This is a genomic window from Planococcus donghaensis MPA1U2 (genome assembly GCF_000189395.1).
GTDB lineage: Bacteria > Bacillota > Bacilli > Bacillales_A > Planococcaceae > Planococcus > Planococcus donghaensis_B.
The window spans coordinates 153,195-172,226 of sequence record NZ_AEPB01000001.1 but is presented as its reverse complement, the minus strand read 5'-3'; the positions used below and the strand labels follow the sequence as shown (position 1 = coordinate 172,226).

Here is a 19,032-nt window from a genome sequence, read left to right as displayed (position 1 = left end):
TTATCAGGGAGAGCCCGAAGCTCTCTCTGTTCACGATTAGAAAGGAGGAATGACAAATGAAGCAGCTTGTTACCATTGGGACTGCGTTAGTATTGTGTCTCGCTTTGTTTATCATATTAAAGCCTTTGGCCGCTAGCCCTACTTTTGAAGAGCAAATTGAACAGGTCAAAAAAGTAGAAGAAAAAGAACCGATTAAAAAAGAAGAAGTAACTGGCAACTACGTAGACAAAATTGCTGAGTTTCCCATTCTTCCCGAGCAACGTGAAAAGCTACAAATGTTGCAACGCGAACGTCAAGAAAGCATTAAAGGCATGGAGCCTTTTCAAATTAAAATCCCTTCAATCGGCGTTGATGCAGCCATTGAATCGACTGGTATTTTAGACAATGGTGAAATGGGTGTACCTGAAGATGTTGACCAAGTTGGCTGGTTTGAGCCTGGTTATAAAGTGGGCGCAAAAGGTCATGCAGTTTTAGCAGGACATGTCGACAGCTTGACAGGGCCCGCTGTTTTTTATGAACTTGAAAATATAAAAATTGGTGAAACCGTTACGGTAACAGGTCCAGACGGACGCGAAATGGTCTATAAAGTGACCGATTTAACTAGCTACGAAACAGATGATGCACCGATTGAAAAAATATTCGGTAGCTCAGACAAACGTCTCTTGAGTTTGATCACGTGTACAGGCGATTACAACCGCGATATTGGTTCACACGAAGAGCGTCTAGTTGTAACAGCTGAATTGATTTCTGATTCAAGCGTTACCGATAAACAACCTGAACCACCGGCAAACGTTTTTGCTACTGCATTTAATATTTCTTGGCATGCAGTGCGTGACGATGCGATTATCGGTTACCGCATTTATGAAGAAGACATCCAAACGGGTGAAACAACGAAAATCGAAACGGTTTCGTTGTTTGACCGCAAGAAAGTAAACATCCAAACAGATGATACAAAACGTTATTTTGTTACTTCTGTTGATGTTGATTTGAATGAATCTAAAAAAGCATTAGCAAAAACGAAATAAGTTTTATAATCGAAGAAATCATTCTAGCCGGACGCTTTCCAGGGACACAGCTCACGCAATTAGCCCTTGGACGCGCCCTCGCTTAGAAAAAATTTAAAACCTGAGAAAGAAAAGCCCTCCACTTTTCTCTCTCAGGTTTTTACGTATAAACTGATTGACATGCAGGCGCCGAAATCAAAGCAAGTGATCCTTCTATGACCAACAAAAAGCTGTCACCAAAAATCATTTCACCTGATTTTCGGGACAGCTTTTTTAAATTCACCATTAAACTGATTGATTTTCACTGCATGCTTTTTCGTGACGCAGTAACCATTCTTTTCGAGGCAATGTGCCGGCGTAACCCGTAAGCTTGCCGTTTGCGCCGATAATGCGGTGGCATGGCACGACAATGCTCAATTTGTTTTTACTGTTGGCATTCCCTACTGCTCTGACCGCTTTTTCGCTACCGACTGCTTTAGCAATCGCGCCGTAAGACACGGTTTCTGCATACGGCACATCGGTTAACGCAGTCCACACTCTTTGCTGAAATTCTGTTCCTGCAGACTCACAAGCAAATGTGAAATCCATGCGCTGTCCTTGAAAATATTCTTCAAGTTGCTGTTGGCAGTCTTTCAACACTTGTGGGCTATCTGGAGAGAGCGGCATTGTCACGTCACTTTTTTCACTAAACAAAATTGACCGAATGGCTTTGTCTGTTCCGGTAATTTCTACGATGCCGATAGGTGATTGAAATTCAATTTGGTGCACGTGATTCATAATAATGACCTCCATAAATAGAATGTGGCATAGGCTTCCCACCCGCTCCAATTTGCCGAGAGCTCGGTAATTTCTGCGAGTGTTGGTTTTCGCTCCATGTCTAGTTGAGCTTTTAGTGCATTATGCAGCCCCACATCTGCAAGCGGGAAAGCAGATGCATCGTGCAAGCATTTCATCATGACGTAATTGGCCGACCATGCGCCGACTCCTCGAATTTCTAACAATTTACTTTCCATGTCTGGCTCTTCTAGCAATCGCTCTTTGTTTAAGACGCCTGTCGCCATCATAGATGCAATGCCTAAAATATATTCTGATTTCCGTCCTGTTAACTGTAACGCTCTCAATTCTTCAAGCGGCAATACTGCGATTGTTTCAGGATGCGGGAAAGTCCAATACGTTTCGTCTTCGTAAACAACTGAATCCCCATAACTTTCGACAAATCTTTTCTTTAAAGTATACGCAAATGTTAAATTGATTTGCTGCCCCATGACAGCCCACACTAATGCTTCGAACAAATCCGGGACACCTATTATACGCAAGCCGTAATATTGTTGGACTACTGGATTTAAGATGGGATCCGTTTCTGCCATTTCGTAAAATTCTCGTAGATCGGTGTTCAAATCAAACCAGTCTTCTATATACGCAACGACTTGCTCTGTTTCATCTAGAGTAGGTGCATTTAGCGGAAACTCGATACGTAAAGCTCCGGGAACTGCTGTTAGTTGAAACAGCACCCGTTCTCCGTTTATTTTGAGCAACTTAATCACTTTGTCTTTTTTAATCCGGTATAAGTTTTCTTGCGAAGACCTGCCAAGATGAACGAGACATTCGTCATAATTAAAATCAGCAGGTGTTGCAATTTCTATATACTGCGTACTTTGTATAGGCTTCATAGTAAAACCAACTCACTTTGCTTTCGATATTCTGATGGCGAACGGTTTGTTAGCTTGCGAAATACTTTATAGAAGTTTGACGGGCTTTGAAATCCTACTTCTAGCGCGACTTCAAGATTTGATAAGTCAGTACTTGTTAACAAGTATAAAGCTTTATCAATGCGAATCTTCTCAAGACAGGCATGTGGCGTTTCTGCAGTTTCTTGTTTAAAAATGCGCTCTAAGTAAGACGGACTCATACCGACATGGTGTGCGATTTGTTGAAGGCTAACCCGCTCTTTATAATTGGCAGTTAAGTAAGTCATAACGTTACGCGTAAGTTCTTCAGCAGGAGAATAATTGGTTTCTGGCTGACACCGCTTGCATGCGCGGAACCCGTTTGCCTCAGCCTCTCCTATCGTCAGACAAAACTGCACGTTCACTTTTTTCGGCTTCCGAGAACGACAAGAAGGGCGGCAGTAAATTTTGGTGGTTTTCACGCATGTGTAAAAAAGACCGTCATACTTGCGGTCGCAAGCTATTACTTTGTCCCACATTTCATCAAAAGACAACCACATACACAAACCTCCGTTCACACTGTTTTAAAGTTTTGTCTTTAGTTTATCCCTTTTACCTATAAAGATGCATCCTCAATCTTGTCTTTACGGTCTATAATTACTCTAGTAAAAGAAATAAGCTAAAAAATTACTCTAACATCGATTTACACGAGTGCAGAGTGATTTTCTTAGTACCCTTTAGAACTGACACATAAATTCAGCTAGCAAATCCAAAGTTTTAATATTGTCATTGCATACCTTGGCATCTTGGCAAACATAATTGCCACGTTTAATAAATTGCTCGTTTCCTGAGTTTTTCGTCTTGGCAACAAACAGTCCCACTTCACTGTGACGATTGCAGACTCTACAAATTCCTTGTTTTTGGCTACGTGTGAAACTCCCTTGAAGACCTATCAATTGATCATTTAACTCCACAACTAAATAGCGCAAATTAGAGCTTTCCGTCCATCCTAAATAAGAAGTTTTATGGAAATTAATGATTTCTACATTTGGCCCTTTCAGCTTTTTCGCTTTAGGGAATAGTTTTTTTAAGTCTTGATCGGTAACCGATTTAAAAGGAATAAGATATGGTTGCAGTTGTTCTAAAAATCTTTCTGCCTCGCTCAGTTCTTTTATTTGGACGAGCGGATGAAGAATTTTCTTTTGCTCTTCGGTAAGAACGGGAAATAGATTCTGGACTTTCTCATACGCTAGATGCCTCAGGACACTTAATACTTCAACGTCATTTGTGCTAGTTTGTGCCGTCAGCAAAACTTTTGTTTGGTCTTTAATAAAGTTGTATTGGTCATTTCGAATAAACGCTTTCGAATGATTGGCATTTTGGTTTTCTATCGTTTCTTTTGCATGAATCATGAGCACCCACTCCTTACGTTTTAATACGTGCCTGTACACGGAAGAAAGAGGTTTTCTATATAATAATTTCCGTTTCTCTCCACAGTTCTTTATGATTTCATCATACTTTATCCATTGTTTCTTTTCCATCTATCAGATTTTAGTTGCCGCTACCTGTGTCAAAAATGTCCAATAAAAAAAGCTGCACATTGCAGCTTTTTGGGTCTCTTGTCTATTGAGTTGTATAACCACCATCCACCATGATTGTGGTACCTGTAACAAATTCGTTTTCGACTAAAAAGACGATGGCATGTGCAATTTCTTCTGGTTGGCCCAATCTACCAACAGGATGTTTGTCTACTAAGGCATCGTAAAAGTCGCCTAACGCTTCTTTGCTGACCATACCGGTTTCCACATATCCTGGTGCTACTGCATTCACCCGGATTTTGTGTTCAGCATACTGTAAAGCCAGTGACTTGGTCATTAAGTTTACAGCTCCTTTTGAAGCATTATAGGCAAAAGCTCCCCCCTCACCAACAGATCCCAAAATTGATGACGTGTTGATGATGACACCTCCGTCACCATGTTCCAACATATTTATAATGGCATGCTTGGCACCGAAAAAGACACCGTCTTGGTTTATAGCAATTACTTTATGATAATCTTCGTACGTCAATTCATGCGTGACTCCAAGCACTCCAATTCCCGCATTATTCACAATAATATCCACTCTTCCAAAATGTTCAACAGTTGTTGCTACCATTTGTTTAACTGATTCTTCTATCGAAACATCTACGTTAACAAAAGCCACATCGCCACTGCTTTTCTTTAATTGTTGTTCTGCTTGCTGCCCGCCTTCTTCATTATAATCGCCAATTACCACTTTAGCGCCTTTATCCAAAAATGCTTTCGCTGTTGCAAACCCGATTCCGGATGCCCCACCTGTCACGATCGCTACTTTACCTGCTAGTTCCACTCGTTCCGCCTCCTTGTATTAAAAAGATCTCACCTCCTATTAAACACCTATTATCTGAATATTACAATTTCAATAACTATTTATGAATGACACAAAAAAATTCTAACCGAGACATTTTCACGGTTAGAATTTTTTATTTCATTGTATTTACTCACTTAACTCCACAGCGAGCCATCCTCGTACACCATTGATAAACCAAATAGCATCATATTCTTTTAACTCTTCTTTTAAAATGATTTTTTCTTCAATCTTTTTTTCGTCTAACAAGTGCTGTCTGAAAGTGCCCGCTAACAAACCACATTTTACTGGCGGCGTGAAAAATCGACCTTCTTTTTCGACTACCACATTGCCGATTGTGAATTCCGTGATTTGCTGTTTTTCATTCCATAATAAGACTGAAAAGAACTCTTTTGAAAGCTCAGCACTTGCCTGTTTATATACTTCACGGTGTGTTGTTTTATGAAACAAAAACGGATTTTTACTATCTATAGGAGAACTAGCTAAGGCACATGTAAGCGGCTCTTCCATCATAACCGTTTCTTGCGCTTGCAGTTCCAGTTCACCTTTACGATCTACTAAAAGACGCACTTTGTAAGTTCCTTGCGGATATTGTTGGGCCAGTTTAACCAATTCAGCTTTCACTTTTTCACTATTTCCCGGGAAATGAAAATAACCCGACGAATCTTTTAGACGCGCCAAATGATACGACAATAATGGGTACTCCCCATCTTTTAGTTTTAATGATTCGAGTAATTTAAATACAGGGCGTTTTGCAGTAAGCACTTTTGCTTTAGTCTGCAACTCACGGTATTCTCCTTCAGCCGTTGAATCCCACGTGATGCCGCCGCCTACACCGTAACGTGCTACACCTTTTTCTGCGTCAATCACAACGGTCCGGATAGGTACGTTAAAGACCGCTTCCTTGTCAGGCGTAATAAACCCGATAGCGCCGCAATAAACTTCTCTTGGTGTTTGCTCTAATGCAGCTATGTATTTCATCGTACTAATTTTCGGTGCCCCAGTAATCGAGCCACATGGGAACAAAGCATGAAACCAGTCCCAAATCGTCGTATGGTCTTTTAAATCCGCGGTGACCGTTGACGTTAGTTGATGAACTGTCGGATAAGTTTCAACCGTAAAAAGAGGATCTGCTTTTACACTGCCTTTTTCGGCTAAGCGACTCATGTCGTTTCGCAACAAATCCACAATCATTACGTTTTCAGCTTTTTCTTTTTCAGACGACAACAAGGATTTTATATGTTCTTGATCTTCTTGTGTCGTTCGTCCTCTTGGCGCTGTGCCTTTCATCGGCTTTGCAATTAACTTGCCTCCTTGAACTTTAAAAAACAGCTCTGGGGATGCTGACAAAAGACGAAATCGCCCTAAGTTCAAATAAGCTCCGTAATCTGCTTGTTGGTTTCTTGCTAATTGGTGATAAAAGGCTAAGTCGTCCCCGGTAAAATCTGCAGACAAGCGTTCTGTATAATTCACTTGATACGTATGCCCTTCTTCGATGGCTGTTTTGATTTGTTGGATACCGGCTTTATACTGTTCAATCGAACTCGCCATTGCCCAATCTGACACCTGATACGTTTGTTGCTTTTTAGAAATTGGAGGCATTTTTTGTGGCTCTTTGAAAATGCCAAACCAAAGAAGCGGCATTTCGCCTCCCGATTGAACTTGCATTTCCGGTCGAAAAGCCGGAGCTGCTTCGTACGACACATAGCCAGCTGCATAAAAACCATCATTCATTGCTTTTTCGACTTTTTCCAACATATTAGCAACATCTGCTAGTTCATGTGTTTCAAAAACGTTGACTGGATCGCTAAAATACAAGGGTTCAATTTCTCCAGCACTGTTTTTAAACTCATACATTAGGTGAGGGTTCGACATATTCAGTACCTCCCTTGTTTGTTTCTTTCCACTCTTTAGCTTGTTCATAACTATTTTTCAACATATGAAAGCCTTCCACTGTTAATATCGATTCTGGGTGAAACTGGATGCCTTCAATTGGCAGATTGCGATGACGAACGGCCATGATCGCACCGTCTTCAGAACGAGCCGTCACTACTAAGCATTCCGGTACCGCATTTTCAGCCACTAATGAATGGTAACGAGTAACCGATGTTGGATTGGCGATGTTTTTAAAAAGTCCTTTTTCATCATGTGTTAGAGTCGAAACTTTGCCGTGCATTGGCTGGTTTCCTTTTGTCACTGTGCCACCGAAATGTTCCACAATGGTCTGATGCCCGAGACATACACCTAATATCGGGATATGTCCGCTTAATTTTGTTAATACATTCTTGCTCGCTCCCCTTGCTGCAGGGCGACCCGGCCCTGGGGACAGGACGATTAAATCGGGATTTAACGTTTCTAATTGTTTTTCTATTAATTCATCGTTTTGAAATATACGGACGGATGGATCTAGTTGCTCAAAATAATGAACCAGATTATAAGTAAATGAATCTTGGTTATCGATGATGACAATCATGGTGCACACCTCTTACCTTCGCTTTTATAAAATCATTCAGGTGTTTTTATTATACGCTGTAGATCGCCTCAGATGGAAATATATCCATTAAAAAAGCCGTTTGTGCATCGCCACAACCGGCTTTACTGCTACTTCTTATTTACGCTATTTCTTACACTTATTTATACTCTGCACTTCATCATAAATGCTTTTGTGGCCTCAGAAGGTCTTGCTTTAAGATTTACCATCAATTTTTCAACACTTGCCACCATTTTATGGCCAATTCCTTCTCCTCTAAACGATGGAATAACGGTAATGTGCTGCACGGTAAAAAACTCGTCGTCTTCTATATGAACACCAATGATGCCCGCGTAATCATCGTTTGCTTTCCAAAAGAAAAGCTGCCAATCTGGGCGTTCATTGTATAATTCCATCGTTTTTCTCAGTTGTTTTACATTTCGCTCTTCGGGCATGTATGCCAGCAAGCCCATCGCCACTTTTTCATGCGATCGTTTATATCTAGTGAGCATTACACTCTTCCCCTTTCAGTCGTTACTTTACTAGTGATTTTTGCTCTATCGCGCTAAATACAGCAGATAGTCTCGTAGCAAAATCTTCAGGTGATTCTTCTGAAGACATGTAGATGCATACAATATTCGGATTTATGTCTACGCGTTGCTGGTAGTTTATCGGCAACGGTATCGGATGCTCGTGAAGCGCGTTTGTAAAAAGAGTTAACTCTTCTGGAAGCAATAATATTTCTGCCTGGTTAAGCGCAGTGCCATCTTCTTTCAGATTTTTAAACGAAATATCATGATCTAGCACACAATTAAAGTTTTTGTTTTGAGACGAAATATTGATGGCCCTCGTTTTTTTGATTAAACATTCGCCATTTTGCGCTTCCACTTCTGCATTCAGCAAAACGCCAACTTGTTCGGCCAATCGCTCTAAACTTTCCATCCAATTCACCCTCCTGTTTCTCAAATTTAATATGATTTAGTAAAGAATTTCAGATATAAAAACACCGGAAAGAATCCTTAGATTCTTTTCGGCGTTTTTTCGTAGCCAAAATCATTAACGGATTGTATTTTACTGCGTTTCAACTTCTTACTTTAAAAGATGATGTAAATGAAAACGCCGATTTCTCATTTAACAATCTTTTCAAAAGTAATAAAGGTGTTTATCTTTTTTGAACGATAAAAATTCATGACAAAAATTTCTAACAGCTTCTGCAGCTAGAAATGGTAAGAATTTGCTTTCTCATTCTTTTCTATCCTATACCCCGTTTTTAAAAAATAAACACTCATAGACAAAATAAAAAAACCGCCTTACGGCGATTTTTTATCTTCTATTTAATGAGCGCTGCTAATTTCTCACAGCGAATCAAGTCTTTTGGTTGAGGCATCAATTCCACTTTTAAGCTAGCTATCAGCGATGTTTTAACGTATAACATATCTCGAAAACGATCAACCGCACCACAAAATTCTGCAAAAAAACTATCTCCCGTTCCGAAAACAGCTGTTCTCAGCTCTTTGTTACCAAGCTGTTCAATCGCTTGATACAACTTATGCATTTCTTCTGGAATTTCTCCGCTCCCCCATGTATATGTGCCAATTATCACACTATCAAAACAAGGCAATTCTTCGAGCGAAAATTCATCTATTCGGTAAAGCTCCACCGGAATTTTCCGTTTGAGCATGGCCGTTTGCAACATTTCTGCCAAGTGTTCCGTGTTCCCACTAACCGAGGCATAAACAATTGCGGTTCTTGACTTAAAGTTCGTCAAAGCCATTCGTTTGTGACACTTTCGTATACGTTCTGGACTTTTGTTCAAAGAAATCAGATTTGGTATCGTTCATCATATCGTCGCCAAATACTTGAATCCATGGCATTGGGTTGCTGCGCTCTTCGTATAAATTGTCTAGACCAAGTTGACGCAATCGTTTGTTGGCTAAGTACTCTACATACTCTCCAAACTCTACCAAATCCAATCCTTCTATATCAGCTAAGATGTACTGTGCCCACTCTTTTTCAAGCTGCACCGCTTTATCGATGGTCGTATAAATGTATTGAATGTTTTCGTCTGTATGGAGTTCTGGATTTTCCGTCAGCATGATGCGGATAAACTGCGCGATAAAATACGCATGCTGCATTTCGTCGCGTTGAATATAGCTAATCATGGTACTGGTTTTTAGCATTTTTTGCTGACGCGCCAAATGATAGAAAAACGCAAAGCCGGCATAAAAATAAATGCCTTCTAAGTTAATCGAATTGACGCTTAGCTTAAACAAGTTTTGCGGCGTTGGATTTTGACGAAATTCTTCGTATGCATCCAAAATCAACTCATTGCGCTTTTGAACAACCGGATCGCTTTTTGCTTGATTGAAGCGCTCATTTTGTTCGCTCACGGAAACAAGTGAACTTAAAATATACGAATACGACTCAGTATGAACGGCTTCTTGTTGAGAAATTACCGCAAATATTGCTTTAAAGCTTGAATCGGTCACGTAGTCCATTGCTTGACTCATCGTTGGTGTTTGCAAACTGTCGAGTGATGCGAGTTGTGTATTGATACGTAAAAAGACGTCTTTTTCCACACTGCTCAAGCTATCCCATTGCTTTATATCGTCTTGCATATTGATTTCTTGCGCTTTCCAAAAGTTTGCCAACAACGCTTGGTACAAATCGTACATTTGCGGATACGCAATATCGTTCCAATTCAATAACCCCGAAGACTGACCGTTTAACACGCCAGTCGATTTATTTGGATGTTCTGGATTTAATAATTTAATCTTTTTTAATGGTTCATGTATTGTCATGATCATTCTCCTTTAGCTTTGACATGCTTCGCATTCTTCGATCTCCGCTTGTGATGTACTGCGGACATAATAAGTCGTTTTTAAGTTTTGCTTCCACGCTTCTAAATGCAAATCCAGTAATTCTTTTGCTTTAATCGTGTGCGGCACATAAAAGTTAAAGCTAATCGATTGATCAATATGGCGTTGACGTGCTGCATTTTGACGAATGCTCCATTTTTGATCCAGTACGTGACGAGAACGACGGTAGAAATCATACGTATGGTGATCCAAGTCAGGCGCAGTCACTTTAAATTTGAAGTTCTTTTTCTCTTCAGCGTATTCAACAGCATAGAGCGGATCGATGCCGTCTGTTGAACCACCGATTTTCGCAGTTGATGAGTTTGGCGCAACGGCCATCATCCAGCCATTTCGAACTCCTGTTGTTGCCACTTGCTGTTGTAAGTCGTTCCAACGCTCACTCGTGTAGTTGCGGCGTTCAAAATACTCGCCTGTGTGCCATTCTGATCCGGAAAATTGACTGAACGCCCCTTTTTCTTCCGCTAATTGCATAGAAGCACGAATCGTTTGATAAGCAATTTCTTCGTATAGCTTATCGGCAAACTCAACTGCTTTTTCGCTTTCCCAATGAATGCCTTCAAGCGCAAGCAAGTGGTGCCATCCAAATGTTCCTAAACCAATTGCGCGGTATTTTTTATTTGTTACTTCAGCTTGTCCAACCGAAATCGTATTTAAATCAATAACGTTATCGAGCATACGCGTTTGAATCGGCACTAAACGCTCTAATACGCCCGATTTAACTGCTCTCGGCAAGTTGATCGATGACAAGTTACACACCACAAAATCGCCTGGCTTGCGAATCATAACAAGATTGCCGTCTTCATCAGTATATTCTTTAACAATGGTTGTAGCTGACATGTTTTGCATAATTTCTGTACACAAATTACTGCAATAAATTGATGTTAACCCGCGACCTCTCGTGTGTTTGTTCGGGTTTTGACGATTGACTTCGTCGCGATAAAACATGTACGGGGTGCCGGTTTCTAGTTGCGACACCATAATGCGTGCCATAATTTCCATTGCACGGTACGTTTTGCGCGGCAATAATAGATGATCGACTGCCTCTTGGTATTTATCGCTAAAGTATTTGGTGTCTTTTTCATCGTAAAAATCTTCGAGTCCTAATGCGTTGCCATTCGCATCTTTCCAACCCATCACTCTTTTGACTTGATGCGGACAAAACGTATGCCACTCACCAATGCTGCGACCATTTTCATCTTTTTCTTGCAAACGTTCCATAAACAAATCTGGAATTGATACGCCTGTAAAAATGTCGTGTGCTTTACGGCGCTCATCGCCATTGTTTGTTTTCAAATCCAAAAAACCGTTCATGATGTCTTTATGGAAAACATCTAAGTAAATCGCGACAGCGCCTTGACGCTGACCAAGCTGATCGACACTAACTGCCGTATCGTTAAGCAAACGAATCCACGGCACGACGCCTGAAGAATTGTCTTTGAATTTTTTAATATCTGAGCCTAACGCGCGCACTTTGCCGTAATAAATGCCGATGCCGCCCCCGTCTTTACTAAGACGAGCGATATCCCAATTGTTTAAATAAATACCGTCTAAAGAATCGTCTACCGTATCGATAAAGCACGATGACAACTGCCCAAAACTTTTACCAGCATTTGATAAAGTTGGTGTAGCAACCGTCATATACAAATGACTCATCGCCCAATATGCTTCTTTTACTAGTTCTAAACGCTGTTCTTTTGGTTCGTTTTGCATCAATGTCATGGCAATGACCAAAAAGCGCTCTTGCGGCAGTTCAAACAAACGCCCTTCGTAATCTTTGGCTAAATAACGGTCTGCTAACAAAAACAAGCCAATGTAATTAAACAATAAGTCCCGCTCTGGTTCGATTTCTTGTCCAAGTTCTGTGATTTCTTCTTGCGAATAAGAAAACAATAATTCTTTCGAATAAATTCCAACTTGCGTTAGCTCGTGAACGAGTTTGTAAAAATCTCCGTATTTCTCAGAAGCAGAATACTCACGATGTTCTGCAGCTTTCTTATATAAATCACTGGCATACAATTCGGCAGCTACATAGGTCCAATCGGGCTGATCCATCGTAATATGGTTTAGCGCATACAATAACGATTGTTCGCCTTTTGCTTGTTCCGCAAGTTCTCCTGCTCGCTCAAGTAGCTCTCGTGTATCTAAACCGTATACTTCTGTTGCCCGTTCAAGCGCTTTTTCGACTGAGGACATTTCCGCCGTCTCAATTTTCATGTTCATATCAGCACAACTCCTTTGAGTATTCGTTTAATTGCATGCGTCGTTTTTTTCGTTCTTGTGAACTTTGGAATAACTTTTTCTCTGCGTCCGTTTCAGGGATTACGCCTTTAACAGGGATTGGTTTGCCATCACTATCGACTGCAACCATTGTCAATATCGCGGTTGTGGTTAAATTGGTCACGCCCGTTTCAATTTGTTGGCATTCTGCTTTCACATAAACTTCCATCGATGTTCTTCCGGTCGAAATGACAACTCCTTCTAAAATAAAGATGTCTCCTACTTTGGCAGAAGATAAAAAGTTCACGGTATCGATTGAAGCGGTCACAACTGCTTCTCCACTGTGTCTCATTGCGGTAATCGCCGCGATTTCATCTATGTATGCGAGTACCGTTCCCCCAAATATTGTGCCTAAATGATTGGTATCGGGTGGCAACACCAATTTTGTTTGAACTGTTCTGGCTACACCTGCTGCTAATGCTTCTGTCATACCTTCCATTCCTCCATCTCTACAAAACAAAAAACCCATCCTCTCGAGGAGAGGATGGGTTTGAAAACGCAGAATAACATACCAAGACAGCTAAACTTAACTGCTTGCGCATCATATCTTCGTTATCTCTCTCTACTCCCGGAGAAGATCATAAACTTGTAACGAAGACAGGTCTCCTGGCTCGTGCGTCATCCTTTGCTATCTCCTTCCCGTCCATTGGACAGTGGATTGTGATAGCTCGTCAGCACTTACAGTTGCGGGTACAGCTCCGGAGTTTCACCGGATTCCCTATTAAGCCTATTCAGGCACCTTCGTTATCGATTTCTACTATATATAGTTATTTTTTAGAATAAAACACTAAATATTGTATTAGTAAACTATAAACCACTTTTACCAGTTTAACAAGTTGTTTTAGAATTTCAAAGCATTTGATGAAAAACGCATTATTTCTAACGACCTTTTTTAAGGTATCCAAATAAAAAAAGGATGCCCTGTTGGACAACCCTCACCATTTATCTATGCATCGATCCATACAGACGCTTTTTCTTTATCTGTTTTTGGTTCGTCTGCTTTTTTATTGTTTTTGCTTGTGTACGGTTTGAAACTCTTTGCTTTGTTGGCGCCAGATTTCCAGCGAGTCCAGCCTTTTTTGCCGGTTCCTTGACCCGTACCGCTTTTTGCTTTCGCTTTTGCTTTGCTCATTTTAATCACTCCATTACTGCTACGATGATGTACAGCTTATCACATCGCGGCCGCCAGTGAAACAGAAACCTTCTCGTTACGCGCGATCTAGTACTTTTTCAACGTCCTTTTTAAAGGACTCTGGTGTGTCTTTCGGAGAAAAACGGGAAACAATATCGCCATTTTGGTCAACTAAAAATTTTGTGAAATTCCATTTGATATCACTTGTTAAAAAGCCTTTTGTGTTGCTCGTTAAATAGTTGAAAAGTGGGTGTGCATCTGTACCATTCACTTTCACTAAATCATGCATCGGGAACGTAACCCCATAGGTCATGCGGCAAGCTTCTTGTGCTTGTTCACCTGTAGCTTCTTCTTGCTTAAACTGGTTCGATGGAAATCCTAGAACGACTAGACCTTGTTCTTTGTATTCTTCGTACAATTTTTCGAGACCATCAAACTGATCGCGTAGCCCGCATTTTGTTGCTGTGTTCACGATTAACATGGCTTTACCTTTGTATTCACTTAATGAGTATGCTTCGCCGTTCGGTTTTGATACTTCAATATCGTAAATAGTCATTTCACTCACTCCTCATTTACTGATTCATGTGATCTTTTACAAATTCATCGTTTTGAACGCTGCATTCAACTCTTTTAAGTTCTGCATCAACGTTATTGCATTAACACCCATAAAATTGCAACTTTCCACTTTTTCAAAAACGGCTCTTTCAATAGCTGGTTGATCTTTTTTTGCTTTGTCGGTCAATGAAATTACAAATGCCCGTTTATCATTTTCCGATTGTTGCTTTGATAAGTGACCATTATCTATCATTCGTTTAATGATTGGATTTAATGTACCGGTACCAAGTCCCAACCTTTCCCCAATATCTTTCGACAGCAGTTCGTGCTCCTCCCAAAGGACAAGCAACACTAAGTATTGCGAAAAAGTTAAATTGAACGGCTCTAATGCTCTTGCATACATTTTCGAAAAATTGCTAGAAGCTTTATACACTTCAAAACACAATTGTTGCTCGAGTTTTGTCGGTTTTTCCATTTACATCTCACCTATACTGGTTATTATAAAACGGTTATCTCTACATCTACAGATCCCGCAATAGCTTTTGAATATGGACATGTTTTGTGTGCTTTTTCTACATATTCTTGCTTTAATGCTTTATCAATGCCGGTAATGTCGACCACTAATTTTATCGCTAGTTTTACGCCACCATCTGCTTTGTCTCCGATCAACGCAACAGTTGCTGTTACTTCACTTTTCTCTATCTCTACTTTACCAGCTTCTAGCACCAATTCCAACGCGCTGTTAAAGCATGCGCTATAGCCAGCCGCAAAAAGCTGTTCCGGGTTTGTTGCAGTTGTTGCAGAGCCTCCAAGCGCTTGAGGTTTTGCTACGTCCATATAAAAAATATTGTCCGGAGAATATACCGCTCCTTCTCTTCCGCCTGTATTGATCATTGTTGTTTCAAATAGTGTTTTCATTGTATGTAGTCTCCCATCCATTTATATCGTACACGACCTACATTAGACTATATCGTACACGATGTAAAAAGAACTGCTTACAAATGAAAAAAGCTTTTATTTTCCGTTAAGAAGAATAAAAGCTTTTGGATCGTTCTTATTAATAAACGAATGGGATTAATCGGGCACGTTTCTTCATCCAAAGTTCATAATCTGCACCGAATTTTTCAACCAGTAGACGCTCCTCGTAATTGATACGCTGAAGTAAAGCCCATACCATTGCAATGCCTCCGATGATTGTCGCAACTAAGCTACCAAAAAACAGGGCCATGCCGAGCGTGATTAAAAATAGACCCGTATATAGCGGATGACGTAGTTTCCGATAAGGTCCGGTACTGACAATTTCGTCACCCTCTCGAACAGTGACGTAACGTGTGAATTGAGATTTCAAGTGCAAAATCCCCCAAAAACGCAAAAACACTCCTGTCGCGAGAAAGATGATACCCACTACTTGCCCTATAAACGAAAGAGTTTGGAACGGCTTGAGTTCTTGTAAAAAATACGCCACTCCAATGGTGCCGATCAATACTCCAAAAATCGCAACAAAAGTACGTTTTTCCAACGAGTCTCCCTGACCAACTCCGCGATTGCGAAAAATCAAAAATTCACAAAGCCAAAATACGCTTATTGCTGTAAATACCCATTCCATTATCGTCATCACATAAGCCTCAACTTCCTGTTTCTTTCCTTTTATACTATAGAAGGTTTTCATGTAAAACAATTTCTACTTCTTACAAATGAACTCGCTAACTAGAAGATTATAAGTGACTAAGAAGGAACTCTATTCTCTGATGGCGAATGTTTACATAGAGAAACAAGGAGGAATGCTAAATGACATTAAAATATTCTAATATTTTAGTAGCAGTCGACGGCTCGAAAGAATCGGAACTCGCTTTTAAGAAAGGTTTAGCTGCTGCTACTCGAAACAATGCAACCTTACACCTTGCACATATCATCGATAACCGTTCATTTGGCTCTATTGAAGCTTACGACCGCACAATTGCAGATCGTACAAAAAAAACGTCTCAAGAATTATTAGCCAAGTATAAAGAAGAAGCAATCGCTGCTGGTGTGGAGAATGTAAATGTCATTATTGAATACGGCGTCCCTAAAATCGCCATTCCGAAAGAACTTGCACCTAAACTAAATATTGATGTCATCATTTGTGGAGCTACCGGATTAAATGCGGCTGAACGATTTGTCATGGGCAGTGTCTCTGAACGAATTGTTCGTACAGCAAAATGTGATGTACTTGTTGTTCGTAGAGAACAAGAAGATGTATTAGCAGATGAATAACTCAAAGCCTTTCCTAAATTTTTAGGAAAGGCTTTTTTCTATGCTTTAAGTCATTTCTATTACATAAGTTTCTCTAAAATCCACTCAAATGGTTAATAAAACCATATATATTTACAGAAAATTCGAATATAAATCGTTTTTTTAACAAAAAACAACACATAAATGCTATTTTCTGATAGTTTGTCATCTACGCATTCAAATTGATAAGAAACTGTAATAAAAAATAGGTTTATGTGGTGTTACAATGATTCTGCTGGATTTTTCCTACCTGTCACAAAAGTTGTAGGAGAAACCATTTTTATGTAAAGAATTTCACGATAATTTATAAATCGTCACGGAAAACTTATAGATAGTCACGGATATATGAAAGGGGAGCAACAGTTTTGAATAGATCATCAAAATTTTTAACAATCGCTTTATCATCTATATTAGCTTTTACAATGGTTTTGCCTACCGCAAATGCTGATAAATTAAGCGATTTAGAAAAACAACAGCAAGAGGCTCAACAAAAGCAAAGCGAATTGAACGCTGGCATCCAACAAAAAGCAAGCGAAATTTCGCAAAACCAAACCACTCTCGAGAAAATCATCGCAAAAATTAGCGAGTTAGATAGCCAAATCGTTGAAACTCAAGATAAAATTGACGTTGCTCAAGCTGAAATCGATCAAACAAAAGTTGAAATCGATGAATTGAGAAAGTCTATTGAAGAATTGGAAAGAAAAATCGCAGAACGTGAAGAATTATTAAAAGAACGTGCACGTGCCATTCAATTAAGTGGTGGATCAGTAGACTACATAGATGTTCTACTAGGTGCAAATAGCTTTGTTGATTTTATTGACCGTTTTTCAGCAGTCAATATCTTAATCGAAGCAGACCGTGAAATTATGCGTGAACAAGCAGCTGACAAAAAACTTCTTGCTGAACAAAAAGCTGAAGTTGAAACTAAGCTAGCAGAACAAGAAGCTACTAAAGCAGAACTAGTGGACTTGAAAAACTCCCTAGCTGCTCAGAAAAATGAACAAGCTCAACTTGAAGAAGATTTAAAAGCTGAACAAGCGCGTTTAGCAAAAGAAAAATCAACTCTTGAAATGGAACATAATGAAACAGCTGATATTAGTGCATCTCTTGAAAAACAAATCGCGTCAGAACAAGCACGCCTTGCAGAAATCGCTCGTAAAGCTGAAGCAGAACGTTTAGCGAAAGAAGCAGCAGCACGTAAAGCAGCAGCGGCAGCAGCGGCTAAAGCAACTGCATCTACTTCTAAAGCACCTGTACAAGCGGTAGCATCATCTGCTCCATCTACAGGCGGTTCAACATTCATCCTTCCTGCATCTGGACGCTTTACATCAGGATTCGGCGGCCGTGACATTGGCGTAGGCGCAGAATCTCACTTGGGTATGGATATTGCAAACGTACCTGGTACGCGTATTTCTGCTGCAGCTAGCGGTATGGTTTCATACGCTGGTAACATGGGCGGATACGGAAATGTTGTTATTCTTACACACTCTATTAATGGACGTACTCACGCTACGGTTTACGCTCATATGAGTTCAATAAATGTATCAGTAGGACAATCCGTATCACAAGGCCAACAAGTCGGCGGTATGGGTAACACAGGCCGTTCAACAGGCACACACCTTCACTTTGAAATTCACGTAGGACCTTGGAATGGCTCACGTTCAAACGCAGTCAACCCTGCTCCTTACGTACGATAATAGATAGACCCTCGAATTCTCGAATGAGAATTTGGGGGTTTTTTATTTTGGTCTTTCGATTGAAAAAATTTCGCCTATATGCGCATAATTTGCACCTGCTAAACGGCTAACTGCCCCTAAACCTCTAGGGTCAATGCGACCACTCTCATATATTTTTTCATCTACATGAAACTGAATTACTTCTCCAATAAACAAATCACTCCCAGGTCCATCTCCGCCTAAGGGAATGGCTTGTACTAAACGACATTCCATACGCACTTTCGATTCTTTTACACCAGGCACTGAAATTTCCGTACTAGGAACGAGTGTTAAATTGACTTTTTCTACTTCACTTTCTGATGGTGGTAAAGTTGCTGCGGTTTCATTGATTTGTGCCACATTTTTATCATCTACAATATGCACTACAAACTCACCAGTATCATAAATATTTCGAGCAGTGTCTTTCAACTTTCCGGCCGGCCGTTGTATAGAAACAGATACCATTGGCGGATTGGAAGAGACGATGTTGAAATAACTAAATGGCGCTCCGTTCACAACACCTGATTCAGATTGAGTTGTGATAAACGCAATAGGTCGAGGAACGATCGAACCAACTAATAATTTATAATTTTCTCGCTCACTATTTTGTTTAGGATTGATCGGAATCATTCAGAATAACCTCTTTTCTATTTGAGTGTTTAACATTTTTCAAGTTA

The 19,032-nt window shown here is 40.2% G+C and carries 21 protein-coding genes, 1 pseudogene and 1 riboswitch; of the genes and pseudogenes, 3 read left to right on the top strand and 19 right to left on the bottom strand.

What is annotated here, in order from left to right:
• Positions 1–56 precede the first annotated feature (56 nt).
• The gene (locus tag GPDM_RS00770) at positions 57–1,025 is read left to right on the top strand and encodes a class F sortase (protein WP_008427943.1); all 969 of its coding nucleotides are present in this window, start codon (positions 57–59) and stop codon (positions 1,023–1,025) included.
• Positions 1,026–1,289: 264 nt separating this feature from the next.
• Here the strand turns inward: GPDM_RS00770 and GPDM_RS00765 are convergent, their stop codons facing one another.
• From GPDM_RS00765 to GPDM_RS00680, 18 genes and pseudogenes are all read right to left on the bottom strand, one after another.
• A complete protein-coding gene (locus GPDM_RS00765; RefSeq protein ID WP_008427940.1) occupies positions 1,290–1,781 on the bottom strand; it encodes a methylated-DNA--[protein]-cysteine S-methyltransferase in 492 nt (163 codons plus the stop codon).
• On the bottom strand, positions 1,778–2,674 hold the full coding sequence (locus GPDM_RS00760; protein ID WP_008427938.1) for a DNA-3-methyladenine glycosylase family protein: 897 nt from the start codon (positions 2,672–2,674) through the stop codon (positions 1,778–1,780). The genes GPDM_RS00765 and GPDM_RS00760 overlap by 4 nt, the downstream gene beginning before the upstream one ends.
• Complete coding sequence (locus tag GPDM_RS00755; RefSeq protein ID WP_008427937.1) at positions 2,671–3,231, bottom strand: bifunctional transcriptional activator/DNA repair enzyme AdaA; 561 nt, start codon at positions 3,229–3,231, stop codon at positions 2,671–2,673. The genes GPDM_RS00760 and GPDM_RS00755 overlap by 4 nt, the downstream gene beginning before the upstream one ends.
• 177 nt (positions 3,232–3,408) lie before the next feature.
• Positions 3,409–4,083, bottom strand: a complete 675-nt coding sequence (locus tag GPDM_RS00750; RefSeq protein ID WP_008427935.1) for a FusB/FusC family EF-G-binding protein — start codon at positions 4,081–4,083, stop codon at positions 3,409–3,411.
• 211 nt (positions 4,084–4,294) lie between these two features.
• A complete protein-coding gene (locus tag GPDM_RS00745) occupies positions 4,295–5,038 on the bottom strand; it encodes an SDR family NAD(P)-dependent oxidoreductase (protein WP_008427933.1) in 744 nt (247 codons plus the stop codon).
• Positions 5,039–5,185: 147 nt separating this feature from the next.
• The gene (gene pabB / locus GPDM_RS00740) at positions 5,186–6,931 is read right to left on the bottom strand and encodes an aminodeoxychorismate synthase component I (protein ID WP_008427930.1); all 1,746 of its coding nucleotides are present in this window, start codon (positions 6,929–6,931) and stop codon (positions 5,186–5,188) included.
• Positions 6,906–7,529 (bottom strand): anthranilate synthase component II, encoded by a 624-nt coding sequence (locus tag GPDM_RS00735; protein ID WP_008427928.1) that lies wholly within the window; start codon positions 7,527–7,529, stop codon positions 6,906–6,908. The genes pabB and GPDM_RS00735 overlap by 26 nt, the downstream gene beginning before the upstream one ends.
• Positions 7,530–7,690: 161 nt before the next feature.
• The gene (locus GPDM_RS00730) at positions 7,691–8,038 is read right to left on the bottom strand and encodes a GNAT family N-acetyltransferase (RefSeq protein WP_008427926.1); all 348 of its coding nucleotides are present in this window, start codon (positions 8,036–8,038) and stop codon (positions 7,691–7,693) included.
• Positions 8,039–8,060: 22 nt separating this feature from the next.
• Complete coding sequence (locus GPDM_RS00725; protein ID WP_008427924.1) at positions 8,061–8,468, bottom strand: DUF1259 domain-containing protein; 408 nt, start codon at positions 8,466–8,468, stop codon at positions 8,061–8,063.
• A gap of 388 nt (positions 8,469–8,856) precedes the next feature.
• Positions 8,857–9,300, bottom strand: coding sequence for a flavodoxin domain-containing protein (locus GPDM_RS00720; RefSeq protein ID WP_008427923.1), 444 nt, complete (start codon positions 9,298–9,300; stop codon positions 8,857–8,859).
• Positions 9,281–10,327 carry a ribonucleotide-diphosphate reductase subunit beta gene (locus tag GPDM_RS00715; protein WP_008427921.1) on the bottom strand — a complete coding sequence of 349 codons (1,047 nt, stop codon included), beginning with the start codon at positions 10,325–10,327 and terminating at the stop codon, positions 9,281–9,283. Before GPDM_RS00715 ends, GPDM_RS00720 begins: the two co-directional genes overlap by 20 nt.
• Before the next feature lie 12 nt (positions 10,328–10,339).
• Positions 10,340–12,625, bottom strand: coding sequence for a ribonucleoside-diphosphate reductase subunit alpha (locus tag GPDM_RS00710; protein WP_008427919.1), 2,286 nt, complete (start codon positions 12,623–12,625; stop codon positions 10,340–10,342).
• Position 12,626: 1 nt separating this feature from the next.
• Complete coding sequence (locus tag GPDM_RS00705; protein WP_008427917.1) at positions 12,627–13,112, bottom strand: acyl-CoA thioesterase; 486 nt, start codon at positions 13,110–13,112, stop codon at positions 12,627–12,629.
• Positions 13,113–13,261: 149 nt separating this feature from the next.
• A riboswitch (cobalamin riboswitch) is annotated at positions 13,262–13,440 on the bottom strand.
• A 242-nt stretch (positions 13,441–13,682) separates the two neighbouring features.
• Positions 13,683–13,814 (bottom strand): annotated as a pseudogene (locus GPDM_RS00700) (DUF3934 family protein); the annotation flags it as partial.
• A 76-nt stretch (positions 13,815–13,890) separates the two neighbouring features.
• Positions 13,891–14,370 (bottom strand): glutathione peroxidase, encoded by a 480-nt coding sequence (locus tag GPDM_RS00695; RefSeq protein ID WP_008427915.1) that lies wholly within the window; start codon positions 14,368–14,370, stop codon positions 13,891–13,893.
• A 36-nt stretch (positions 14,371–14,406) separates the two neighbouring features.
• Positions 14,407–14,844, bottom strand: coding sequence for a MarR family winged helix-turn-helix transcriptional regulator (locus tag GPDM_RS00690; RefSeq protein WP_008427914.1), 438 nt, complete (start codon positions 14,842–14,844; stop codon positions 14,407–14,409).
• A gap of 23 nt (positions 14,845–14,867) precedes the next feature.
• Positions 14,868–15,287 carry an organic hydroperoxide resistance protein gene (locus GPDM_RS00685; RefSeq protein WP_008427913.1) on the bottom strand — a complete coding sequence of 140 codons (420 nt, stop codon included), beginning with the start codon at positions 15,285–15,287 and terminating at the stop codon, positions 14,868–14,870.
• A 139-nt stretch (positions 15,288–15,426) separates the two neighbouring features.
• On the bottom strand, positions 15,427–15,984 hold the full coding sequence (locus tag GPDM_RS00680) for a methyltransferase family protein (RefSeq protein WP_008427912.1): 558 nt from the start codon (positions 15,982–15,984) through the stop codon (positions 15,427–15,429).
• A 173-nt stretch (positions 15,985–16,157) separates the two neighbouring features.
• Between GPDM_RS00680 and GPDM_RS00675 the strand changes: the two genes are divergently transcribed.
• The gene (locus GPDM_RS00675; protein WP_008427911.1) at positions 16,158–16,622 is read left to right on the top strand and encodes a universal stress protein; all 465 of its coding nucleotides are present in this window, start codon (positions 16,158–16,160) and stop codon (positions 16,620–16,622) included.
• 383 nt (positions 16,623–17,005) lie between these two features.
• On the top strand, positions 17,006–18,337 hold the full coding sequence (locus GPDM_RS00670) for a murein hydrolase activator EnvC family protein (protein WP_008427910.1): 1,332 nt from the start codon (positions 17,006–17,008) through the stop codon (positions 18,335–18,337).
• A gap of 42 nt (positions 18,338–18,379) precedes the next feature.
• Here the strand turns inward: GPDM_RS00670 and GPDM_RS00665 are convergent, their stop codons facing one another.
• Positions 18,380–18,985, bottom strand: a complete 606-nt coding sequence (locus tag GPDM_RS00665; protein ID WP_008427909.1) for a flavin reductase family protein — start codon at positions 18,983–18,985, stop codon at positions 18,380–18,382.
• Between the last annotated feature and the right edge of the window lie 47 nt (positions 18,986–19,032).